Origin of the sequence: Mesorhizobium sp. IMUNJ 23033, assembly GCF_044778005.1 — a bacterium.
Classification (GTDB): domain Bacteria; phylum Pseudomonadota; class Alphaproteobacteria; order Rhizobiales; family Rhizobiaceae; genus Mesorhizobium; species Mesorhizobium amorphae_A.
The window spans coordinates 293,104-309,375 of sequence record NZ_JBJACT010000004.1 but is presented as its reverse complement, the minus strand read 5'-3'; the positions used below and the strand labels follow the sequence as shown (position 1 = coordinate 309,375).

The window sequence follows — 16,272 nt, the reverse complement described above, 5'->3', positions numbered from 1 at the left end:
ATCCGTTCAGAGCCTCGGCACCGAAAGCGCGCCGTCGACATTGATGATCGAGCCGGTGGAAAAGCCGAACTTGCCGCCGGCAAGGGCGGCCACCACGGCGCCGATATCGCCTGCTTCGCCCCAGCGCTTGGCCGGCACCAGACCGCCGTCGATCAGCTTGTCGTATTTGGCGGCGACGCCTGCCGTCATGTCGGTGCGGATGATGCCCGGCCGCAGCTCGAACACGCCGATGTTCTCGGCGGCGAGCCTTAGCGCCAGATTCTTCACCCACATCGACAGCCCCGCCTTGGAAATGCAGTAGTCGGAGCGTTCCGGCGAGGCCATTTCGGCGCTGACCGAGGTGACGGTGATGATCGATTTCGGATGGCCGCCAGGTGCTGCCAGCATTGCCTTGGCGACGGCTTGGCTGAGGAAGACCGTGCCGCGCAGATTGATGTCGAGCGTGCGGTCGAAATTCTCCGGCTTCAGGTCCAGCAGGTCGCCACGCACCACGGCGCCGACGCCGGCATTGTTGACCAGGCAGTCGATGCGGCCGAAGGCGTTCGTTGCAGCGTCGACCAATGCGGCGTGGCCGTCGAGATTGGCGATGTCGCAGCGATGATAGGCGAATGCCGCGCCACGCGCGGTGATGTTGGCAGCAAGTCCTTCGTCGGCCTTTTCGGCGAGGTCGGCGACAAGAATATCGAAGCCGGCATCGGCCAGCGCTTCGGCGCAGGCCAGTCCAATGCCGCGCGCGCCGCCGGTGACAATGACTGCCGGGCGGGTCATGCGGCAAGCTCCGTCTTGCGGATATGATCGGCGACGCGCAGTGCCTGGGCGGCGATCGACAATGCCGGGTTGACGGCCGCCGAGTTGGGCAGGAAACCGCCGTCGACGACGAACAGGTTCTGGTGGTCGAAAGCGCGGCAGAACGGGTCGAGCGGCGACGTCGCCGGATCGTTGCCCATCTTCACGGTGCCGCACTGGTGCGACGGCGTGCGCTTGTCGAAAGGGCGCGACAGCACGATCGGATAGCCGCAGGCGCGGAAGTTTTCGCGCATTACCTTGGTCAGGCCTTCTAGCGACTGCATGTTGGAGCGCCGCCACTGCATGACGATGTCCTTGCCGTCGACCATGATGCGGCTTTCGGGATCGGGCAGGTCCTCGCACATCAGATACCAGTCGACGGCGTGGCCGGCCATGAAGTCGAGCGCGAATTTCGGCGCCAGTTTCACGTTCGCCCTGAGCATGTTGCCGTCGATCTTGCCGAGAAGCTGGACGTTGCCCAGCGGCTTGCCGCCCTTGCCGTCCGACAGATAGTAGTCGTTGAGCATCAGCGTCTTCTGGTAGACAGCGTCGTTCCTTCGGCGTGGATCGATCGCCAGCATGGCGCTCGAATTGTGGTTCATGAAGTTGCGGCCGACCTGATCGGAAGAGTTCGCGAGGCCCTTGCCATTGGGGGAGGGCGAGCGCAGCAGGATCACGGCGGAATTGACCGCTCCTGCTGAGAGGATGACCAGCTTCGGCGAGATTTTCTTCAGCGCGCCGTTCTGGCGGTAATGGACGGCGGCGATGGTTTTGCTGTCGGCCGAGGCTTCGAGATGCTCGACGTAGGCGCCGGTCTCGAGCCGGATGTTCTCGTCCGTCAGCGCCGCCGTCAGCGGGCCGGACTGCGCATCGATCTTGCCCTGGCCGGTGTTGGGGAAAGCATCCCAGCCCGTCTTGCCGTCCTTCAGCCAGGCGTCGATGTCGACGCCGAGGGGCAGCGAAGCGGGATGCAGGCCGAGTCCCTTCAGTTCGGCGCGTGCTCGCGCGATCGGCGCCTCATCGGGTACCGGCTTGAAGGCATAAGGGATCGAGTGGAAGGGCTCGGTCGGGTCCTCGCCAAGTGTGCCGCGGACGCGAAACAGCTGCTCGGCTTTCGAATACCAGGGCTCGAGCTCGTCATAAGAAAACGGCCAGGCCGGCGAGATGCCGCCGAAATGCTCCATGGCTGAAAAGTCTTCCTTGCGGTAGCGGATCAGCACCGCGCCATAGAATTTCGAATTGCCGCCGACATAGTAGTAGTTGCCCGGATTGAAGGCAGCACCGCCGGCCTCGCGCCACATCTCCTTCGGCCGATAATGGCCGTCGACGAAGATGGCGCGGGTGTCGCGCGTCTCGGGCGTCGCCGGCAGCTTCTCGCCGCGCTCCAGCATCAGGATCGAAGCACCGCTGCCGGCAAGGCCGGAGGCGATCGTGGCGCCGCCGATGCCGGAGCCGATGATGACGATATCGGGGTTTGCCATGGCCGTCAGAGAATGCGCTTCTCGGTCGCCGGGTCGAAGAACACTGCCTTGGTCAGGTTGAAGGCGAGCGGCGTGATGGTGCCCGGCTGGATCTTGGCATCGGCGCGCAGCCGCGCCACCACGGCCTTGCCGCCGAGATTGGTGACCGCAAACGTGTCGGAACCGGCCGGCTCGATCACTTCGATGTGGCAATCGGCGGTGGCTATGTTCGACGCATTGCGCTCGGCGCCTTCCGGATCGGTCAGCGCTTCCGGGCGGACGCCGAAGATGATCGGCTTGTCCTTGAACGCCGACAGGCCTGTCGGCGCACCGGCGAGCGGCAGCGAGATCGGCTCACGCCCGTCGCGTTGCAGCACCACCGACAAGGCAGAGCCATTGCCGCCGATCGTCGCCGGCACCAGATTCATCGCCGGCGAGCCCATGAAGTCGGCGACGAAGATGTTGGTCGGGTTGTTGTAGATCTCGGCCGGCGTGCCGAACTGCTGCACCTCGCCGTCGCGCATCACAGCGATCTTGGTCGCCAGCGTCATCGCCTCGATTTGGTCGTGGGTGACGTAGACGATGGTGGTCCCGGTAGTGGCATGCAGACGCTTGATCTCGATGCGCATGTCGACGCGTAGCTTGGCGTCGAGGTTCGAGAGCGGCTCGTCGAACAGGAACAGTTTCGGATCGCGCACCAGCGCCCGGCCCATGGCGACGCGCTGGCGCTGGCCGCCGGAAAGCTGGCTCGGCTTGCGCTGCAGCAGGTGGCCGATCTGCAGCACCTTGGCCACCTTGTCGATCGCCTTCTGGCGCTCGTCGGCCGGCACGCCGCGCATCTCCATGCCGAAGGAGATGTTTCCGGCCACGGTCATGTTCGGATAGAGCGCATAGCTTTGGAACACCATGGCGATGTCGCGCTTGGACGGGTGGAGATCGTTGATCGCCCGGCCGTCGACGCGGATCTCGCCCTCGGTGATGGTCTCCAGCCCGGCGATGGTGTTGAGCAGCGTGGACTTGCCGCAGCCCGACGGGCCGACCAGCACCAGGAAGCCGCCTTTTTCGAGCTCGACATCGATGCCCTTCAGGATCTCGACCGTCCCGAAACGCTTCCTCAGCCCATCAATTTCCAGAAAAGCCATCAGATTATCCTTTGACCGCGCCGGCCATCAGCCCGCGCACGAAATAGCGGCCGGCGACGACGTAGACGAGAAGGGTGGGAAGGGCGGCGATCATCGCTGCCGCCATGTTGACGTTGTATTCGACGACACCGGTCGAGGTGTTGACGACGTTGTTCAGAGCCACCGTCATCGGCATCGCGTCACCGGTACCGGCATAGGCGGAGGCGAACAGGAAGTCGTTCCAGATGTTGGTGAACTGATAAATGACGGTGACGACGAAGATCGGCATCGAGTTCGGCAGCATGATGCGCCGGAAGATCTGGAAGAAGGAGGCGCCGTCGACCTGCGCCGCCTTGATCAGTTCGGTTGGGAAGGCCTCGTAGTAGTTGCGGAAGAACAAAGTGGTGAAGCCGAGACCGTAGACGACGTGGACGAAGACGAGGTTGACGGTCGGATTGCCCAGGCCGAAGGAGAACCCGGTCGAATTCTGCAGCGTCACGCCGAAACGGCCGAGGCTGCCGAGAATGGTCGCCATCGGCAACAGCACCGACTGGAACGGGATGAAGCAGGCGAACAGCATCAGTCCGAAGACCAGCGTGTGGCCGCGAAAGCGCCACTTGGTCAGCACATAGCCGTTGAGCGCGCCGAGCAGGGTCGAGATCAGAACCGCCGGGACTACCATCTTGATGGAGTTCCAGAAATAGCCCTTGATGCCGGCGCAGGTCAGGCCGACGCAGGTCTCTCCCCAGGCCTTGAACCACGGTTCGAGGGTCGGCGACTGCGGCAGCGCCAGCATGTTGCCGTTCTGGATCTCGTCCATGGTCTTGAACGAGGTGACCAGCATGACGAAGAGCGGCATCAGGTAGAACAGTGCGAACAGCGCCAGCAGCCCGTAGATGACGATGCGGTTGACGGTCCTGGCGCTGATGCCGGTGCTGGCCTCGCGGGCAGGTGAGGTGACGGCGCTCATCGCGGTCTCTCCCTGAGTTCGGAATAGAGATAGGGCACGATGATCGCGGTGATGGTCATCAGCATGATCACGGCGCTGGCCGAACCGACCGCCATCTCGTTGCGCTTGAAGGTGAACTCATACATGAAGTTGGACGGCAGCCAGGCCGAGCCGCCCGGCCCGCCGCTGGTCAGCGCCACCACAAGGTCATAGGACTTGATGGCGAGGTGCGCGAGCACGATGAAGGCCGACAGGAACACCGGCCTGAGCAGCGGAATGACGATGCGGCGATAGAGCTGGAAGGTGGTGGCGCCGTCGATCTGCGCTGCCTTCATGATCTCGCCGTCGATGCCGCGCAGGCCGGCCAGGAACATCGCCATGATGAAGCCGGAGGCCTGCCAGACGCCGGCGATGACCACCGTGTAGATGACGAAATCCTTGTTCTTGATCCAGTCGAAATGGAAGCTCGTCCAGCCCCACTGGTGCAGCGTCTGCTCGAGGCCGAGGCCGGGATCGAGGAACCATTTCCAGGCGACGCCGGTGACGATGAAGGACAGCGCCATCGGATAGAGGTAGATCGGCCTCAGTACGCCTTCGCCGCGGATCTTCTGGTCGAGCAGGATGGCCAGGAACAGGCCGAGCGCCAGGCAGATGAAGATGTAGAGGAAACCGAAAATACCCATATTGGTAATCGAGGTGTACCAGCTCGACGGCGGGTCGCTCTCGAAGGTCCAGCGCCACAGCCGCTGATAGGCGCGTGGTCCGGTGATGGCGTAGGACGGGAAGGTCTTGGAATTGGTGAAGGACAGATAGATCGTCCACAGGATGAAGCCGTAGACGAAGATGACGGTGGCGGCGAAACTGGGCGCCAGCACGATCTTCGGCAAAGCGTCCTGCAGCCGCGAGCGGACGGAGGCGCCTGGGCGCGCATTGTGCTCCGGCGTCAGCTTGATCTTGGTTTCGGCAACCGTGCTCATTGGCTCATCCAGTACCGGTTCGTGCGGAGGCTCGCCGGCGCACGAATGCACCGATCAAAGCAGCCTCAAACCCTGCATCGGGGGCCTTCCCCGCCTGCGCGGGGAAGGCCCTTTCAGGTGGCGAAAGCCTTACTTGGCGTCGTCGATTGCCTTGACCAGCTCGGTCACGGCCTCGTCCGAGGTCTTGATCTGACCGTGGACGAACTTCGAGACGACATCCTTGTAGGCATTGGCGACGGCCGGTGGTGCGCCATAGCCCTGGGCCAGCGAGCCGAACAGCGTGCCGCCATCATTGGCGGCCTTCAGGTCGGCCATGCCCTTCTTGCCGCAAGCGTCGAAGTCGGTGTCCGGCACGTCGGTACGGGCCGGAACCGAACCCTTGACGACGTTGAAGGCCGACTGGAAGCTCTTGGACAGCGTGGCGGTGGCCAACGCGACCTGGGCGGCCTTGCGGTCGTCCGGAACGTTGAACATGCCGAACATGTCGGAGTTGTAGATCACGCTGCCGTCGGTGCCCGGGAAGCGATAGCACAGGAAGTCGGTGCCCGGGGTCTTTTTGGCGGCGTTGAACTCGCCCTTGGCCCAGTCGCCCATGACCTGAACCAGCGCATCGCCCTTGATGACCATGGCGGTGGCGAGGTTCCAGTCACGGCCCGAGAAGTTCGGGTCGACATAGGTGACCAGCTTGGCGAGGTTGTCGAACGACTTCTTCATCGTGTCGGACTTCAGCGATTCCTCATCGAGGTCGTTGAAGGCCTTCTTGTAGAACTCCGGTCCGCCGGTCGACAGTACGACCGAGTCGAACATGGTGGCTTCCTGCCAGTTCTGGCCGCCGAGAGCGAGCGGGATGACGCCGCCTGCCTTGGCCTTGTCGAGTAGCGCAACGAAGTCGTCGAAGGTCTTCGGCTCGGTGCCGCCGATCTTGTCCATCACCGCCTTGTTGATCCACAGCCAGTTGACCGAATGGACGTTGACCGGAGCCGCGACCCATTTGCCGTCATAGACCGAGAATTTCTGCAGGGCCGCCGGAACGGACTTGTCCCAGCCTTCTTTCTTCGCGGTCTCGGTCAGGTCGCCCATGACGCCGGCGGCAGCATAGTCGAGCACGGTGTAGCCGAGCATCTGCGAGGCGGTCGGGTAATTGCCGGCCGCGACCATGGCCTTCAGCGCGGTCATGGCAGCGTCGCCGCCACCACCGGCCACCGGCACGTCCTTCCAGGCAAAGCCTTCCTTGGACAGATCCTCCTTGAGGACGTTCAGAGCAGCCGCTTCGCCGCCCGACGTCCACCAATGCAGCATCTGCACTTCCTTGACGTCCTCGGCATGCGCCGAGAACACAAAGCTCGACGCAAGAGCCGTTCCGATAAGCAGTTTGCGCAACATGTACTTCCTCCCTTGTTGCATGCACATAACCGGCGGATGTCCGCCGGGGTCTCCCAACTCAGCCGACCCACCATCCGGTGCGCTGGCCGCGATGAAACTGGATTGTCTTTTCCTCGGTATAGTCCTCGACGGCGCGCTTGCCGAGTTCGCGTCCGAGACCGGACTGCTTGTAGCCGCCGAAAGGCAGTTCGGGATAACCTTCCATGAACGTGTTCACCCAAACGGTCCCCGAACGCACATTCCGCGCCACCGACATGCAGGTGTCGATGCTGGCACTCCACACGCCTGCCGACAAACCATAGGGCGTGTTGTTGGCGATGTGCAACGCCTTTTCAATCGATTCAAAAGTCAGCACGGAAAGCACCGGGCCGAACACCTCTTCGCGCGCGATCGCCATGTCCTCGGTCACGCCGCGAATGATGGTTGGGTCAAGGTATTGGCCAGCATTGGACGCCAGCTGCTTACCGCCGCTGTAGACGCTGCTGCCGTCGCTTGCCGCCGCCGTTACATAGCCGGCTACCTTGGTGAGATGGTCGGACGAGATCATGGCGCCGACCTTGGTGCGGTCATCGAGCGGATCGCCGACGGTCACCTTGGCGGTGAGCGCCTTGACCGCCAAGAGGAAGTCGTCGGCGATCGCTTCATGGACGATCAACCGGCTGCCGGCGTTGCAGCATTCCCCGGCGTTGAAGAAGCCGCCGAATACGGCTGCGTCGGCGGCCGCATCGAGGTCGGCATCCGGGAAGACGATCTGGCCGTTCTTGCCGCCGAGTTCCATCGATACTTTCTTCAGCGAGTTGGCGGCCGAGGCCATGGTCGTCTTGCCGACGCGGGTGGAGCCGGTGAACGACACCATTTCGACCAATGGATGGCTGACCATCGGCGCGCCGACATCGCCGCCCAGGCCAGCGAGGATGTTGACGACACCATTTGGCAGGCCCGCCTGCATCAGGATATCGCCGAGGACGAAGGTCGAGGCCGAGGTCATCTCGCTCGGCTTGACCACGGCCGTGCAGCCGGCGGCAAGCGCGAAAGGCAATTTCTGGCTGACGATCAGGAAGGGGAAATTCCACGGCGTGATGATCGAGACGACGCCGATCGGCTCGCGCAGCACGACGCCCAGCATGGTATCGCCGAGATTGGCGTAGCTCTCGCCGTGCAGCGTGCGGGCAAGCGCGGCGGCATAGCGCCAGATGTCGACGGCGCCACCGATCTCGCCGCGCGCCTGGGCGATCGGCTTGCCGGATTCCAGCGCATCGAGCCGGGCGATGTCTTCCAGTTGGGCCTCGATCAGGTCGGCGGCCTTGAGCAGGATCGCGGCGCGCTCGGAAGCTTTCATGCGCGGCCATGGGCCGGTCTCGAATGCCTTGTGCGCGGCCTGGACCGCCGCCTCGACTTCCGCCTCGCCGGCCTGCGCATAGCGCGAAACAATGAAGCCGTGGCCGGGGCTGTTGCGCTCAAGCGTGCGGCCGTCGCGAGCTTCGACATGCTTGCCGTCGATCAGCAGCCGGTAGCTCTTCGGCGCGGCGGATGCCTCGGCGGGCATGGCGATGTTGAGGGGCGCGTTCATAGGATTTCCACTCTTATCTAGCATCGGGAAAAGGCTGGCTTCTGCTTGGTTTTGAAGGCGCCGACGCCTGCCTTGAGGTCGCTGGTCAGCGCGATGAAACCGCTGGCCAGCGCTTCGGTCGCGGCAGCGCTTTCCTCACCTTCGGCGACCGCAATCATCAGCTTGGCGGCTTCGGTTGCCAGCGGCCCGCGCTCGGCGATTTTTTCTCCCCAGGCCTTGGCCTCATCGAACGCCTTGCCAGTCTCGACAACCTTATCGACAATGCCCAAAGCGAGTGCGTCAGAGGCGAGAAAAACCTCGCCGCCGAGCGCCATGCGCCGCACCGCCTGCGCGCCGAAGCGGCGCACGGCGCGCTGCGTGCCGGACCAGCCGGGAACGACGCCGATCGAAGTCTCAGGGAAGCCAAGCTTCACCTGCGTTTCCGCTACGCGGAAGTCGCAGGCGACCGCCAGTTCCAGCCCACCGCCCAGCGCATGGCCGGACAGAACCGCGATGGTCGGCTGCCTGAGCCGCGCCAGCCGGTCGAAGACGCGGTGGCCGTAGCGGACCCATTGCACCTGGAAATCGGCGGCGCTCATCTGTGCCCAGGCCTCGACATCGCCGCCGGCACAGAAGCCCTTGCCTTCGCCACGCAGCAACACGACGCGAACGCCGTCGGCCATCTCCGCCTCGTCGATCGCCATTTCCAGCGCCCGCAGCATCGGGATATCGAGTGCGTTGAATTTCTCCGGCCGACGCAGCGTGACGATGCCGATGGCGCCGTCCTGCTCGAAGGTGACAAGATGCTCAGCCATGCGTGCCTCCGAGCGAGGCGCCGCCATTGAGCGACAGGCCGATCGGCCGATCCTGATAGAGTGCGGACGGTGTCACCTTGAGGTCGTTGGCGATGCCGAGCGGGATCTCGGCCTGCGCCAGCACATCGCGTTCCAGGTCGATGCCGGGTGCAAGTTCCGTCACCATCAACCCGTCCGGCGTCAGCTTCATCACGCAGCGCTCGGTGACATAGGTGATGTCCTGTCCCTGCGCGACCGCGCGCTTTCCCGAGAACGAGATATGCTCGACCTCGTCGACCACCTTCTTGACTTTACCCTCCTGGTCGATGCGGATGCCGCCATCGGCCAGCGAGAGTTTGGCCCCGGCATTGAAGAAGCCGGAGAAGACGATCTTTTTCGCGCGGGCAGTAATGTCCACAAAACCGCCGGCGCCGGCGGTGACATGCGGCCTTGCCGAAAGTTTTGAGACGTTGACCGAGCCGTGGCGGTCGATCTGCAGGAAGGACAGCAGCGAGGCATCGAAACCACCGGCCTGGAAATAAATGAACTGGTGCGGCGAGGGCATAATCGCCTCGGCATTGGAGGCGCAGCCGAACTTGAAGTCGAGCAGCGGCACGCCGCCGACCGCGCCCTGTTCGATCACCCAGGTGACCTTGCCATGCTGACCCTCCTCCAGGAGGATGCGCGGCACATTGGCCGAAATGCCGAAGCCGATGTTGACGGCCATGCCGTCGCGCAACTCCATGGCGACACGGCGCGCGATGACCTTCTGGACGTTCATCTCTGCATTGCGGAAGGTCGATAGCGGCCGGAAGATCTCGCCCGAGATCGCAGGGTCGTAAGGTGTCAGCGTCGTCTGCAACTGGTCGGGCGCAACGACGATATGGTCGACAAGCACGCCGGGCACGCGCACGTCATGCGGCTTCAGCGTGCCGTTCTCGACGACGCGCTTGACCTGCGCAATGACGACGCCGCCATTGTTGCGTGCGGCGAGCGCCTGCTCGAGGCCGCCGAGATAGGCGCCCTCATGCTCGTAGGTGAGGTTGCCGCGCTCGTCGGCGGTGGTGGCGCGAATGATCGAGATGTTAGGGACGATCGAGCGGAAATAGAGCCATTCCTCGCCGTCGAATTGCTCGACCGAAACGATCGACTCGCTGGCGGCTGCGTTCATGGCGCAGCCCTGATGGCGCGGGTCGGCGAAGGTGTCGAGACCGACCTTGGTGAGCACGCCCGGGCGCTTGGCGGCGGCCTCGCGGTGCATGTCGAACAATATGCCTGACGGAACGTTGTAGGCGGCGACCGAGTTGTCGCCGATCATCTTCCAGATCTGTGGCGGTTCGGACGACGAGGGGCCGGACGGATAGGAACCGCACAAGGTGCGCTTCAGCAGGCCGGGCTTGGCCAGATGGTCGATGCCCTTGATGCCGTACATGTCGCCGGCGGCGATCGGGTGCAGCGTGGTGATGTTCTGCGGATGGCCCTCAGTGTCGAAGCGCTCGCCGATCGCGGCAAGCACCGCGTCCGGGCAGCCAAGGCCGCTCGATGACGAGACGGAAACGACCATGCCGTCCTTGATCAGGCTGGCGGCCTGCGCGGCGGAAACGACCTTGCTCACGCGGTGCTCCCAAGTTTCGGGTCGATTGCGACCGCCTTGCCTGATTTCGCGGACTGCAACGCTGCCTCGGCCGACGTCAGCGACCAGACGCCGTCTTCACCCGTCGCGGATGGCTGGTCGTCGCCGTGGATGGCGGCATGGAACTGGCGCAGCGACCTCGTGTAGAGATCCTCGCGGTCGAAGTTCAATTCTTCCTCGCCTTTTGCGGTGCGCAGCAGCACCGAGCCGACCGGCTTCTGGGTCATGACGTTGCTGGCGAAAAGTGAGCCATCCGAGCCATGCACCTCGAAGCCGGTGCCGGCGAATTTGGTCGTGAAGCCCTCATGCGACTGGGCAATGACGCCCGACTTGAAGCGCCAGATGCACATGGCGCCGTCCTCCAGCCCGCCATTGGCCATGCCTGCCGATTGCGTAAAGGCGGAAATCTCGACCGGATCGTCGCCGAGCACGAAGCGCAGCGTGTCGGCGTCGTGCACGGTGATATCGAGCACCACGCCGCCGCCCGCCTCCGGCTTGGTGATGCGCCATCCCTGCAGGTTCTCGGGCAGATAGACCGAGTGAAAGACACGTGCGGCGACCGGCTTGCCGATGCGCCCAGTTGCGATTGCCTCGCGCATGGCCCTATGGGAGCCGGCATTGCGCAGATGGTGGTTGGTGCCGAGTACGACGCCCGCCGCCTTGGCGGCGGCGACCATCTTGCGCGCATCGGCGCTGCTCAGCGCCAGCGGCTTCTCGCACAGCACATGCTTGCCCGCCTTGATCGCTGCCAGCGCCTGTTCGAGGTGCAATTCATTGGTGGTCGAGATGTAGACGGCGTCGATGTCTGAGTTGAGCAAGGCATCGAGCGTTGAGACAGCGAGCGGGATGTTGTTTTCCTGGGCGTAAGAAGTGCCGCGCTCCCGGTTGGAGCTCATCACCGCGGTGATATCGCCATCGGCCTGCGCTCGGATGGCATTGATCATGAATTGCCTGGCGATCGTGCTGGCGCCGATCAGACCCCATCTGACGCTCATGCCGCGTCTCCCATTCCTGCGCGGCGATCGGGACCGCAGCTGTCCCTGATCACCAGATTGACCGCGCCGATATGATCCTCGGCACGTGTGGTGCGCGACTGGATCATCTTCAGCATGACATGGGCGGCGCGCTCGCCGAGGCCCGCCGAGTCGACCGCGACGCTGGTTAGCGCCGGCATGTAATGCTCGGCCTCGGCCACGTCGTCGAAGCCGACGACGGCAAAATCCGCACCCGGCTCAAGCCCGCGCTTGCGCAGCGCCAGCATGGCGCCGAAGGCGACCGCGTCGTTGAAGCAGAGTGCCGCCGTCGGCGGCGCGGCCATCGCAAGGGCGGTTTCCATGCAGGCGATGCCGCCCTTGCGACTGGTCTCGCCTTCGAAGATCAGCCTGTCACCAGCGGCGATGCCCAGCGTTTCACAGGCCTCGCGGAAACCGCCCAATCGTTCGTGATAGACCACCAGATCGGAGGAGCCGCCGAAGAAGGCCAGCCGGCGATGGCCCTTGCCGATCAGATGCTGCGTGGCCAGAAACGCTCCGCGATGATTGTCGGGTGCGATTACCGGGATGCGGCTTTCAGGCAAGCGGCGCATCGCGAAGACGACCGGCAGGCCTGCCGTCTCCAGGCGGCGGAACGCGCCCGGCGTGGTGCCGCGCGCCGGCGACACGATCAGCCCGGCGACGCCCTGTTCCATCAGCGACTTCAGCACTTCCTCCTGGCGCACCGGGTTCTCCGCCGTGTTGGCGATGAACGGCACGATGCCGGCCGACTGGAAGACACGCTCCATGCCGACTGCCAGTTCGGCGAAGAAGGGGTTGGTGAGATCGTTGATGACCATGCCGATGACATTGGAGTGGGCCTTGCGCAGATTGGCGGCGCCGCGGTTGTAGACATAGCCGACATCCTCGATCGCCTTGCGCACCTTGACCGCGGTTTCAGGCCGGATCAGCCCGCTGCCCTGGAGCACGAGCGATACCGTCGATTTGGACACGCCCGCCTCGCGGGCAATGTCGAGTATCGTCGCCTTGGCCCGGCTGGCCATCCAGATACGTCCTCCCGGTATTTTTGGTCGAATTTATTGGAACGTTCTAATCACTGCCGAGAATGGGAGTCAATCCGGATTTTTCCCTGCTGCGAAAAATTGATTGACCTCGCTGAAAAATCTTTCCTGACAAGGGTTCCTGTGTTGCGATGCAGCATCCGGTCGCGCTGGGCTGGCGAATCATAAAGGTTCTTGATTTATTGGAACGTTCCATTTATAGGCGCGACAAAGGGAGAGTTTCATGGACATCACCTTGCCCGAAGAGGGCGGTCGTCGCGCCAGCTACCGGTTGGTCGGCCAGCCTGTGCAGCCGGTGGCCGGCGCGCGGTTTTCGCGCATCGCCTATGCCGCCGCCCATGTCGTGGCAGATCCCCTGGCCATGACCGATCCGTGGTCCACGCCGGCGGTTGACTGGGACAGGACGATGGCGTTCCGCCATCATCTGTGGGCGCTTGGCTTCCGCATTGCCGAGGCGATGGACACCTCGCAGCGCGGCATGGGTTTCGACTGGGCAAGCGCGAAGGAATTGATCCGGCGTTCGATCGCCGAGGCGCGCACGGTGCCGAGTGCCGACCTCGCTTCGGGCGCCGGCACCGACCATCTGGCACCTGCAACCGCAAAGACGCTCGACGATGTAATCCGCGCCTATGAGGAGCAGTTCGCCTTCATCGAAGGCGAGGGCGGCAAGGCCATCATGATGGCCAGCCGCGCGCTGGCGGCCGTCGCCAACGGACCGGACGACTATGCCCGCGTCTACGACCGCATCCTCTCACAGGCCTCCGGCAGGGTCATCCTGCACTGGCTGGGCGACATGTTCGACCCGGCGCTGAAAGGCTATTGGGGCAGCAACGATTTTGAGGCGGCGCTCGACACGGTCGTCGCCATCATCGAGCGGCATGCCGGCAAGGTCGAGGGCATAAAAATATCGCTGCTCGATGCCGGCAAGGAGGTGTTGCTGCGCGACCGGCTGCCGGAAGGCGTCGTGATGTTCACCGGCGACGATTTCAACTATCCAGAGCTGATCGCCGGCGACGGCAGGAGACATTCACACGCGCTGCTCGGCATCTTCGACGCCATCGCGCCGGTCGCCAATGCAGCACTGGCGAAGCTCGCCGAAGGTGATCGTGTCGGTTATGACGCTCTGATGGCGCCGACCGTGCCGCTGTCGCGAAAAATCTTCGAGGCGCCGACCGAATATTACAAGGCCGGCATCGTCTTCATGGCCTGGCTCAATGGCCATCAGGACCATTTCTCGATGGTCGGCGGCATGCAGTCGGCGCGCGGCGTCCGCCACTATGCCGATGTCTTCCGGCTCGCCGATCAAGCCGGGTTGCTGGCCGACCCGGAACTTGCCGTCGCCAGGATGAAACACCTCTGCGCGGTCGCCGGCGTCTGAGCAGGCAGGCTTCGTCTCCGCCTCGGGCCGATGTTCGGATTTGCCTTGCTTGGGCAAATCTGTATTCGGTATGGCCCATGGGGAGGGACGAGCAGGGCATGACCGACAAAGTAGCTTTGATCACCGGGGTGACGGGCCAGGACGGCGCCTATCTGGCACAGTTGCTGCTGCAGAAGGGCTATGTCGTGCATGGCGTCAAACGCCGTTCTTCTTCCTTCAATACAGAGCGCGTCGACGACATCTATGTCGATCCGCATGAGCATGGCGCCCGTTTCTTCCTGCACTATGGCGATCTGACCGACTCGACCAACCTGATCCGCCTGGTGCAGGAGACGAAGCCGGGTGAAATCTACAATCTCGGCGCCCAGAGCCATGTCCAGGTAAGTTTCGAGACACCGGAATACACGGGCAATGCCGATGCGCTCGGCACGCTCAGGCTGCTGGAGGCGATCCGCATCCTTGGCCTCGAAAAGTCGGTGCGTTTCTATCAGGCGTCGACATCGGAGCTTTACGGCAAGGTTGCTGAAACCCCGCAAAGCGAGACCACGCCCTTCTATCCGCGCTCGCCCTATGCGGTGGCCAAGCTCTACGCCTACTGGATCACGGTCAACTACCGCGAGGCCTATGGCATGTTTGCCGCAAACGGCATCCTGTTCAACCATGAGAGCCCAACACGCGGCGAAACCTTCGTCACCCGCAAGATCACGCGCGCCGTCGCCGCGATCCATCGCGGGCTGCAGGACACGCTCTATCTCGGCAATATCGACGCCAGGCGCGACTGGGGCCATGCGCGCGACTATGTCGAAGGCATGTGGCGCATTCTGCAGCATAGCGAGGCGGATGATTTCGTGCTGGCGACGGGCGAGATGCACTCCGTGCGCGAGTTCGTCGAACTGGCCTTCGCCGAGACCGGACGGACCATTCGCTGGCAAGGCCAAGGCGTCGATGAAGTCGGTATGGATGCCGGTTCGGACGCCGTGCGGGTGCGCATCGACCCGCGCTACTTCAGGCCGACGGAGGTCGAGATCCTTGTCGGCGACGCATCCAAGGCGCGAGCCAGGCTTGGCTGGTCGCACACGATTGGCTTCAAGGAGTTGGTCGCGGAAATGGTGCAGGCCGACCTGGTGCGCTCCGTCGACGACATCCGGCGCAACGGCCACCAGTCATAGGACGCCGCGATGACTTTCGAGCTCCTGGGCAAGCGGGTCTTTGTCGCCGGGCATCGCGGCATGGTCGGTTCGGCAATCGTGCGCCGGCTGGCGGCCGAGGATTGCGAGGTCCTGACCGTGCCGCGTCAGCAGCTAGATCTTCTCGACCAGGCCGGCGTGCGGCGCTGGATGGCCGACCACAGGCCGGACGCGGTGGTGATGGCGGCGGCCAAGGTCGGCGGCATCCTCGCCAATGACAGGTTCCCGGTCGATTTCCTGCATGAAAATCTCGTCCTGCAGACCAACGTCATCGAGGCCGCCTTTCGCAATGGAGTGGAGAAACTCCTGTTTCTCGGCTCGTCCTGCATCTATCCGAAGCTCGCGCCGCAGCCGATCCCCGAAGACGCGCTGCTGACCGGCCCGCTCGAGACGACCAATGAATGGTATGCGGTTGCCAAGATCGCCGGGCTGAAACTCGCCCAGGCCTACCGTCGCCAGTATAGCGTCGATTACATTTCAGCGATGCCGACCAATCTTTATGGTCCGGGCGACAATTTCGACCTTTCCACCAGCCATGTCGTGCCGGCATTGATGCGCAAGGCTCATGAGGCCAAGCGCATCGGCGGCAAGACCCTGGAGGTCTGGGGATCGGGCACGCCGATGCGCGAGTTCCTGCATGTCGACGACGCCGCCGACGCCCTGGTCTGGCTGCTGAAAAATTATGCCGGAGACAGCCATGTCAATGTCGGTTCGGGGCAGGAGGTCAGCATTGCGGATCTGGCCCGCACCATCGTATCCGTCGTCGGCGTGGAGGCAGCGATCACGTTCGATCCGACGAAGCCTGATGGCACGCCGCGCAAGCTGTTGGATGTGTCGCGCCTGTTGGCCACGGGCTGGCGTCCGGGCTACCCGCTTCGCAGTGGATTGGAACAGACCTATGCGTGGTTTCTCCAGCATATTGAGAAAGGTGATGTCCGCCTCGGCGCGGTCTGAACCTCGATCGACGCTGATTGCCGCCATGAGAGATGACGGTCTGGGCGG

14 protein-coding genes are annotated in these 16,272 nt (G+C 63.6%); 3 read left to right on the top strand and 11 right to left on the bottom strand.

Going from position 1 to position 16,272, the window contains the following annotated elements; translation table 11 throughout:
• Window positions 1-6: 6 nt before the first annotated feature.
• The 11 genes from ACFX5Q_RS06695 to ACFX5Q_RS06645 form a co-directional block, all read right to left on the bottom strand.
• Window positions 7-768 (bottom strand): 3-ketoacyl-ACP reductase, encoded by a 762-nt coding sequence (locus tag ACFX5Q_RS06695; protein ID WP_404276338.1) that lies wholly within the window; start codon window positions 766-768, stop codon window positions 7-9.
• The gene (locus ACFX5Q_RS06690; protein ID WP_404276336.1) at window positions 765-2,267 is read right to left on the bottom strand and encodes a GMC oxidoreductase; all 1,503 of its coding nucleotides are present in this window, start codon (window positions 2,265-2,267) and stop codon (window positions 765-767) included. Before ACFX5Q_RS06690 ends, ACFX5Q_RS06695 begins: the two co-directional genes overlap by 4 nt.
• A gap of 5 nt (window positions 2,268-2,272) precedes the next feature.
• On the bottom strand, window positions 2,273-3,388 hold the full coding sequence (locus tag ACFX5Q_RS06685; protein ID WP_404276334.1) for an ABC transporter ATP-binding protein: 1,116 nt from the start codon (window positions 3,386-3,388) through the stop codon (window positions 2,273-2,275).
• Window positions 3,389-3,392: 4 nt separating this feature from the next.
• The gene (locus tag ACFX5Q_RS06680; RefSeq protein WP_006199492.1) at window positions 3,393-4,337 is read right to left on the bottom strand and encodes a carbohydrate ABC transporter permease; all 945 of its coding nucleotides are present in this window, start codon (window positions 4,335-4,337) and stop codon (window positions 3,393-3,395) included.
• Window positions 4,334-5,293, bottom strand: coding sequence for a carbohydrate ABC transporter permease (locus ACFX5Q_RS06675; RefSeq protein ID WP_120014963.1), 960 nt, complete (start codon window positions 5,291-5,293; stop codon window positions 4,334-4,336). Before ACFX5Q_RS06675 ends, ACFX5Q_RS06680 begins: the two co-directional genes overlap by 4 nt.
• A gap of 129 nt (window positions 5,294-5,422) precedes the next feature.
• Window positions 5,423-6,676, bottom strand: coding sequence for an ABC transporter substrate-binding protein (locus ACFX5Q_RS06670; protein WP_404276333.1), 1,254 nt, complete (start codon window positions 6,674-6,676; stop codon window positions 5,423-5,425).
• Between the two features lie 58 nt (window positions 6,677-6,734).
• Window positions 6,735-8,246: an aldehyde dehydrogenase family protein gene (locus tag ACFX5Q_RS06665; RefSeq protein ID WP_404276331.1), complete on the bottom strand. Its 1,512-nt coding sequence runs from the start codon at window positions 8,244-8,246 to the stop codon at window positions 6,735-6,737.
• 17 nt (window positions 8,247-8,263) lie between these two features.
• Window positions 8,264-9,040: an enoyl-CoA hydratase/isomerase family protein gene (locus ACFX5Q_RS06660; RefSeq protein ID WP_404276329.1), complete on the bottom strand. Its 777-nt coding sequence runs from the start codon at window positions 9,038-9,040 to the stop codon at window positions 8,264-8,266.
• A complete protein-coding gene (locus ACFX5Q_RS06655; RefSeq protein WP_404276328.1) occupies window positions 9,033-10,634 on the bottom strand; it encodes an acyl CoA:acetate/3-ketoacid CoA transferase in 1,602 nt (533 codons plus the stop codon). The genes ACFX5Q_RS06660 and ACFX5Q_RS06655 overlap by 8 nt, the downstream gene beginning before the upstream one ends.
• Window positions 10,631-11,647, bottom strand: coding sequence for a Gfo/Idh/MocA family protein (locus ACFX5Q_RS06650; protein ID WP_404276326.1), 1,017 nt, complete (start codon window positions 11,645-11,647; stop codon window positions 10,631-10,633). The genes ACFX5Q_RS06655 and ACFX5Q_RS06650 overlap by 4 nt, the downstream gene beginning before the upstream one ends.
• Window positions 11,644-12,687, bottom strand: coding sequence for a LacI family DNA-binding transcriptional regulator (locus ACFX5Q_RS06645; RefSeq protein WP_404276325.1), 1,044 nt, complete (start codon window positions 12,685-12,687; stop codon window positions 11,644-11,646). The genes ACFX5Q_RS06650 and ACFX5Q_RS06645 overlap by 4 nt, the downstream gene beginning before the upstream one ends.
• A 241-nt stretch (window positions 12,688-12,928) precedes the next feature.
• Between ACFX5Q_RS06645 and ACFX5Q_RS06640 the strand changes: the two genes are divergently transcribed.
• From ACFX5Q_RS06640 to ACFX5Q_RS06630, 3 genes are all read left to right on the top strand, one after another.
• Window positions 12,929-14,083: a dihydrodipicolinate synthase family protein gene (locus ACFX5Q_RS06640; protein ID WP_404276323.1), complete on the top strand. Its 1,155-nt coding sequence runs from the start codon at window positions 12,929-12,931 to the stop codon at window positions 14,081-14,083.
• 98 nt (window positions 14,084-14,181) lie between these two features.
• Window positions 14,182-15,252, top strand: a complete 1,071-nt coding sequence (gmd, locus tag ACFX5Q_RS06635; protein ID WP_404276321.1) for a GDP-mannose 4,6-dehydratase — start codon at window positions 14,182-14,184, stop codon at window positions 15,250-15,252.
• Window positions 15,253-15,261: 9 nt separating this feature from the next.
• Window positions 15,262-16,224: a GDP-L-fucose synthase family protein gene (locus tag ACFX5Q_RS06630; protein ID WP_404276319.1), complete on the top strand. Its 963-nt coding sequence runs from the start codon at window positions 15,262-15,264 to the stop codon at window positions 16,222-16,224.
• Window positions 16,225-16,272 lie beyond the last annotated feature (48 nt).

What these genes read in the sequence shown, in the direction of transcription:
- ACFX5Q_RS06695 (WP_404276338.1), bottom strand. Translation starts at nt 768, where the DNA reads ATGACCCGCCCGGCAGTCATTGTCACCGGCGGCGCGCGCGGCATTGGA.
- ACFX5Q_RS06690 (WP_404276336.1), bottom strand. Translation starts at nt 2,267, where the DNA reads ATGGCAAACCCCGATATCGTCATCATCGGCTCCGGCATCGGCGGCGCC.
- ACFX5Q_RS06685 (WP_404276334.1), bottom strand. Translation starts at nt 3,388, where the DNA reads ATGGCTTTTCTGGAAATTGATGGGCTGAGGAAGCGTTTCGGGACGGTC.
- ACFX5Q_RS06680 (WP_006199492.1), bottom strand. Translation starts at nt 4,337, where the DNA reads ATGAGCGCCGTCACCTCACCTGCCCGCGAGGCCAGCACCGGCATCAGC.
- ACFX5Q_RS06675 (WP_120014963.1), bottom strand. Translation starts at nt 5,293, where the DNA reads ATGAGCACGGTTGCCGAAACCAAGATCAAGCTGACGCCGGAGCACAAT.
- ACFX5Q_RS06670 (WP_404276333.1), bottom strand. Translation starts at nt 6,676, where the DNA reads ATGTTGCGCAAACTGCTTATCGGAACGGCTCTTGCGTCGAGCTTTGTG.
- ACFX5Q_RS06665 (WP_404276331.1), bottom strand. Translation starts at nt 8,246, where the DNA reads ATGAACGCGCCCCTCAACATCGCCATGCCCGCCGAGGCATCCGCCGCG.
- ACFX5Q_RS06660 (WP_404276329.1), bottom strand. Translation starts at nt 9,040, where the DNA reads ATGGCTGAGCATCTTGTCACCTTCGAGCAGGACGGCGCCATCGGCATC.
- ACFX5Q_RS06650 (WP_404276326.1), bottom strand. Translation starts at nt 11,647, where the DNA reads ATGAGCGTCAGATGGGGTCTGATCGGCGCCAGCACGATCGCCAGGCAA.
- ACFX5Q_RS06645 (WP_404276325.1), bottom strand. Translation starts at nt 12,687, where the DNA reads ATGGCCAGCCGGGCCAAGGCGACGATACTCGACATTGCCCGCGAGGCG.
- ACFX5Q_RS06640 (WP_404276323.1), top strand. Translation starts at nt 12,929, where the DNA reads ATGGACATCACCTTGCCCGAAGAGGGCGGTCGTCGCGCCAGCTACCGG.
- gmd (WP_404276321.1), top strand. Translation starts at nt 14,182, where the DNA reads ATGACCGACAAAGTAGCTTTGATCACCGGGGTGACGGGCCAGGACGGC.
- ACFX5Q_RS06630 (WP_404276319.1), top strand. Translation starts at nt 15,262, where the DNA reads ATGACTTTCGAGCTCCTGGGCAAGCGGGTCTTTGTCGCCGGGCATCGC.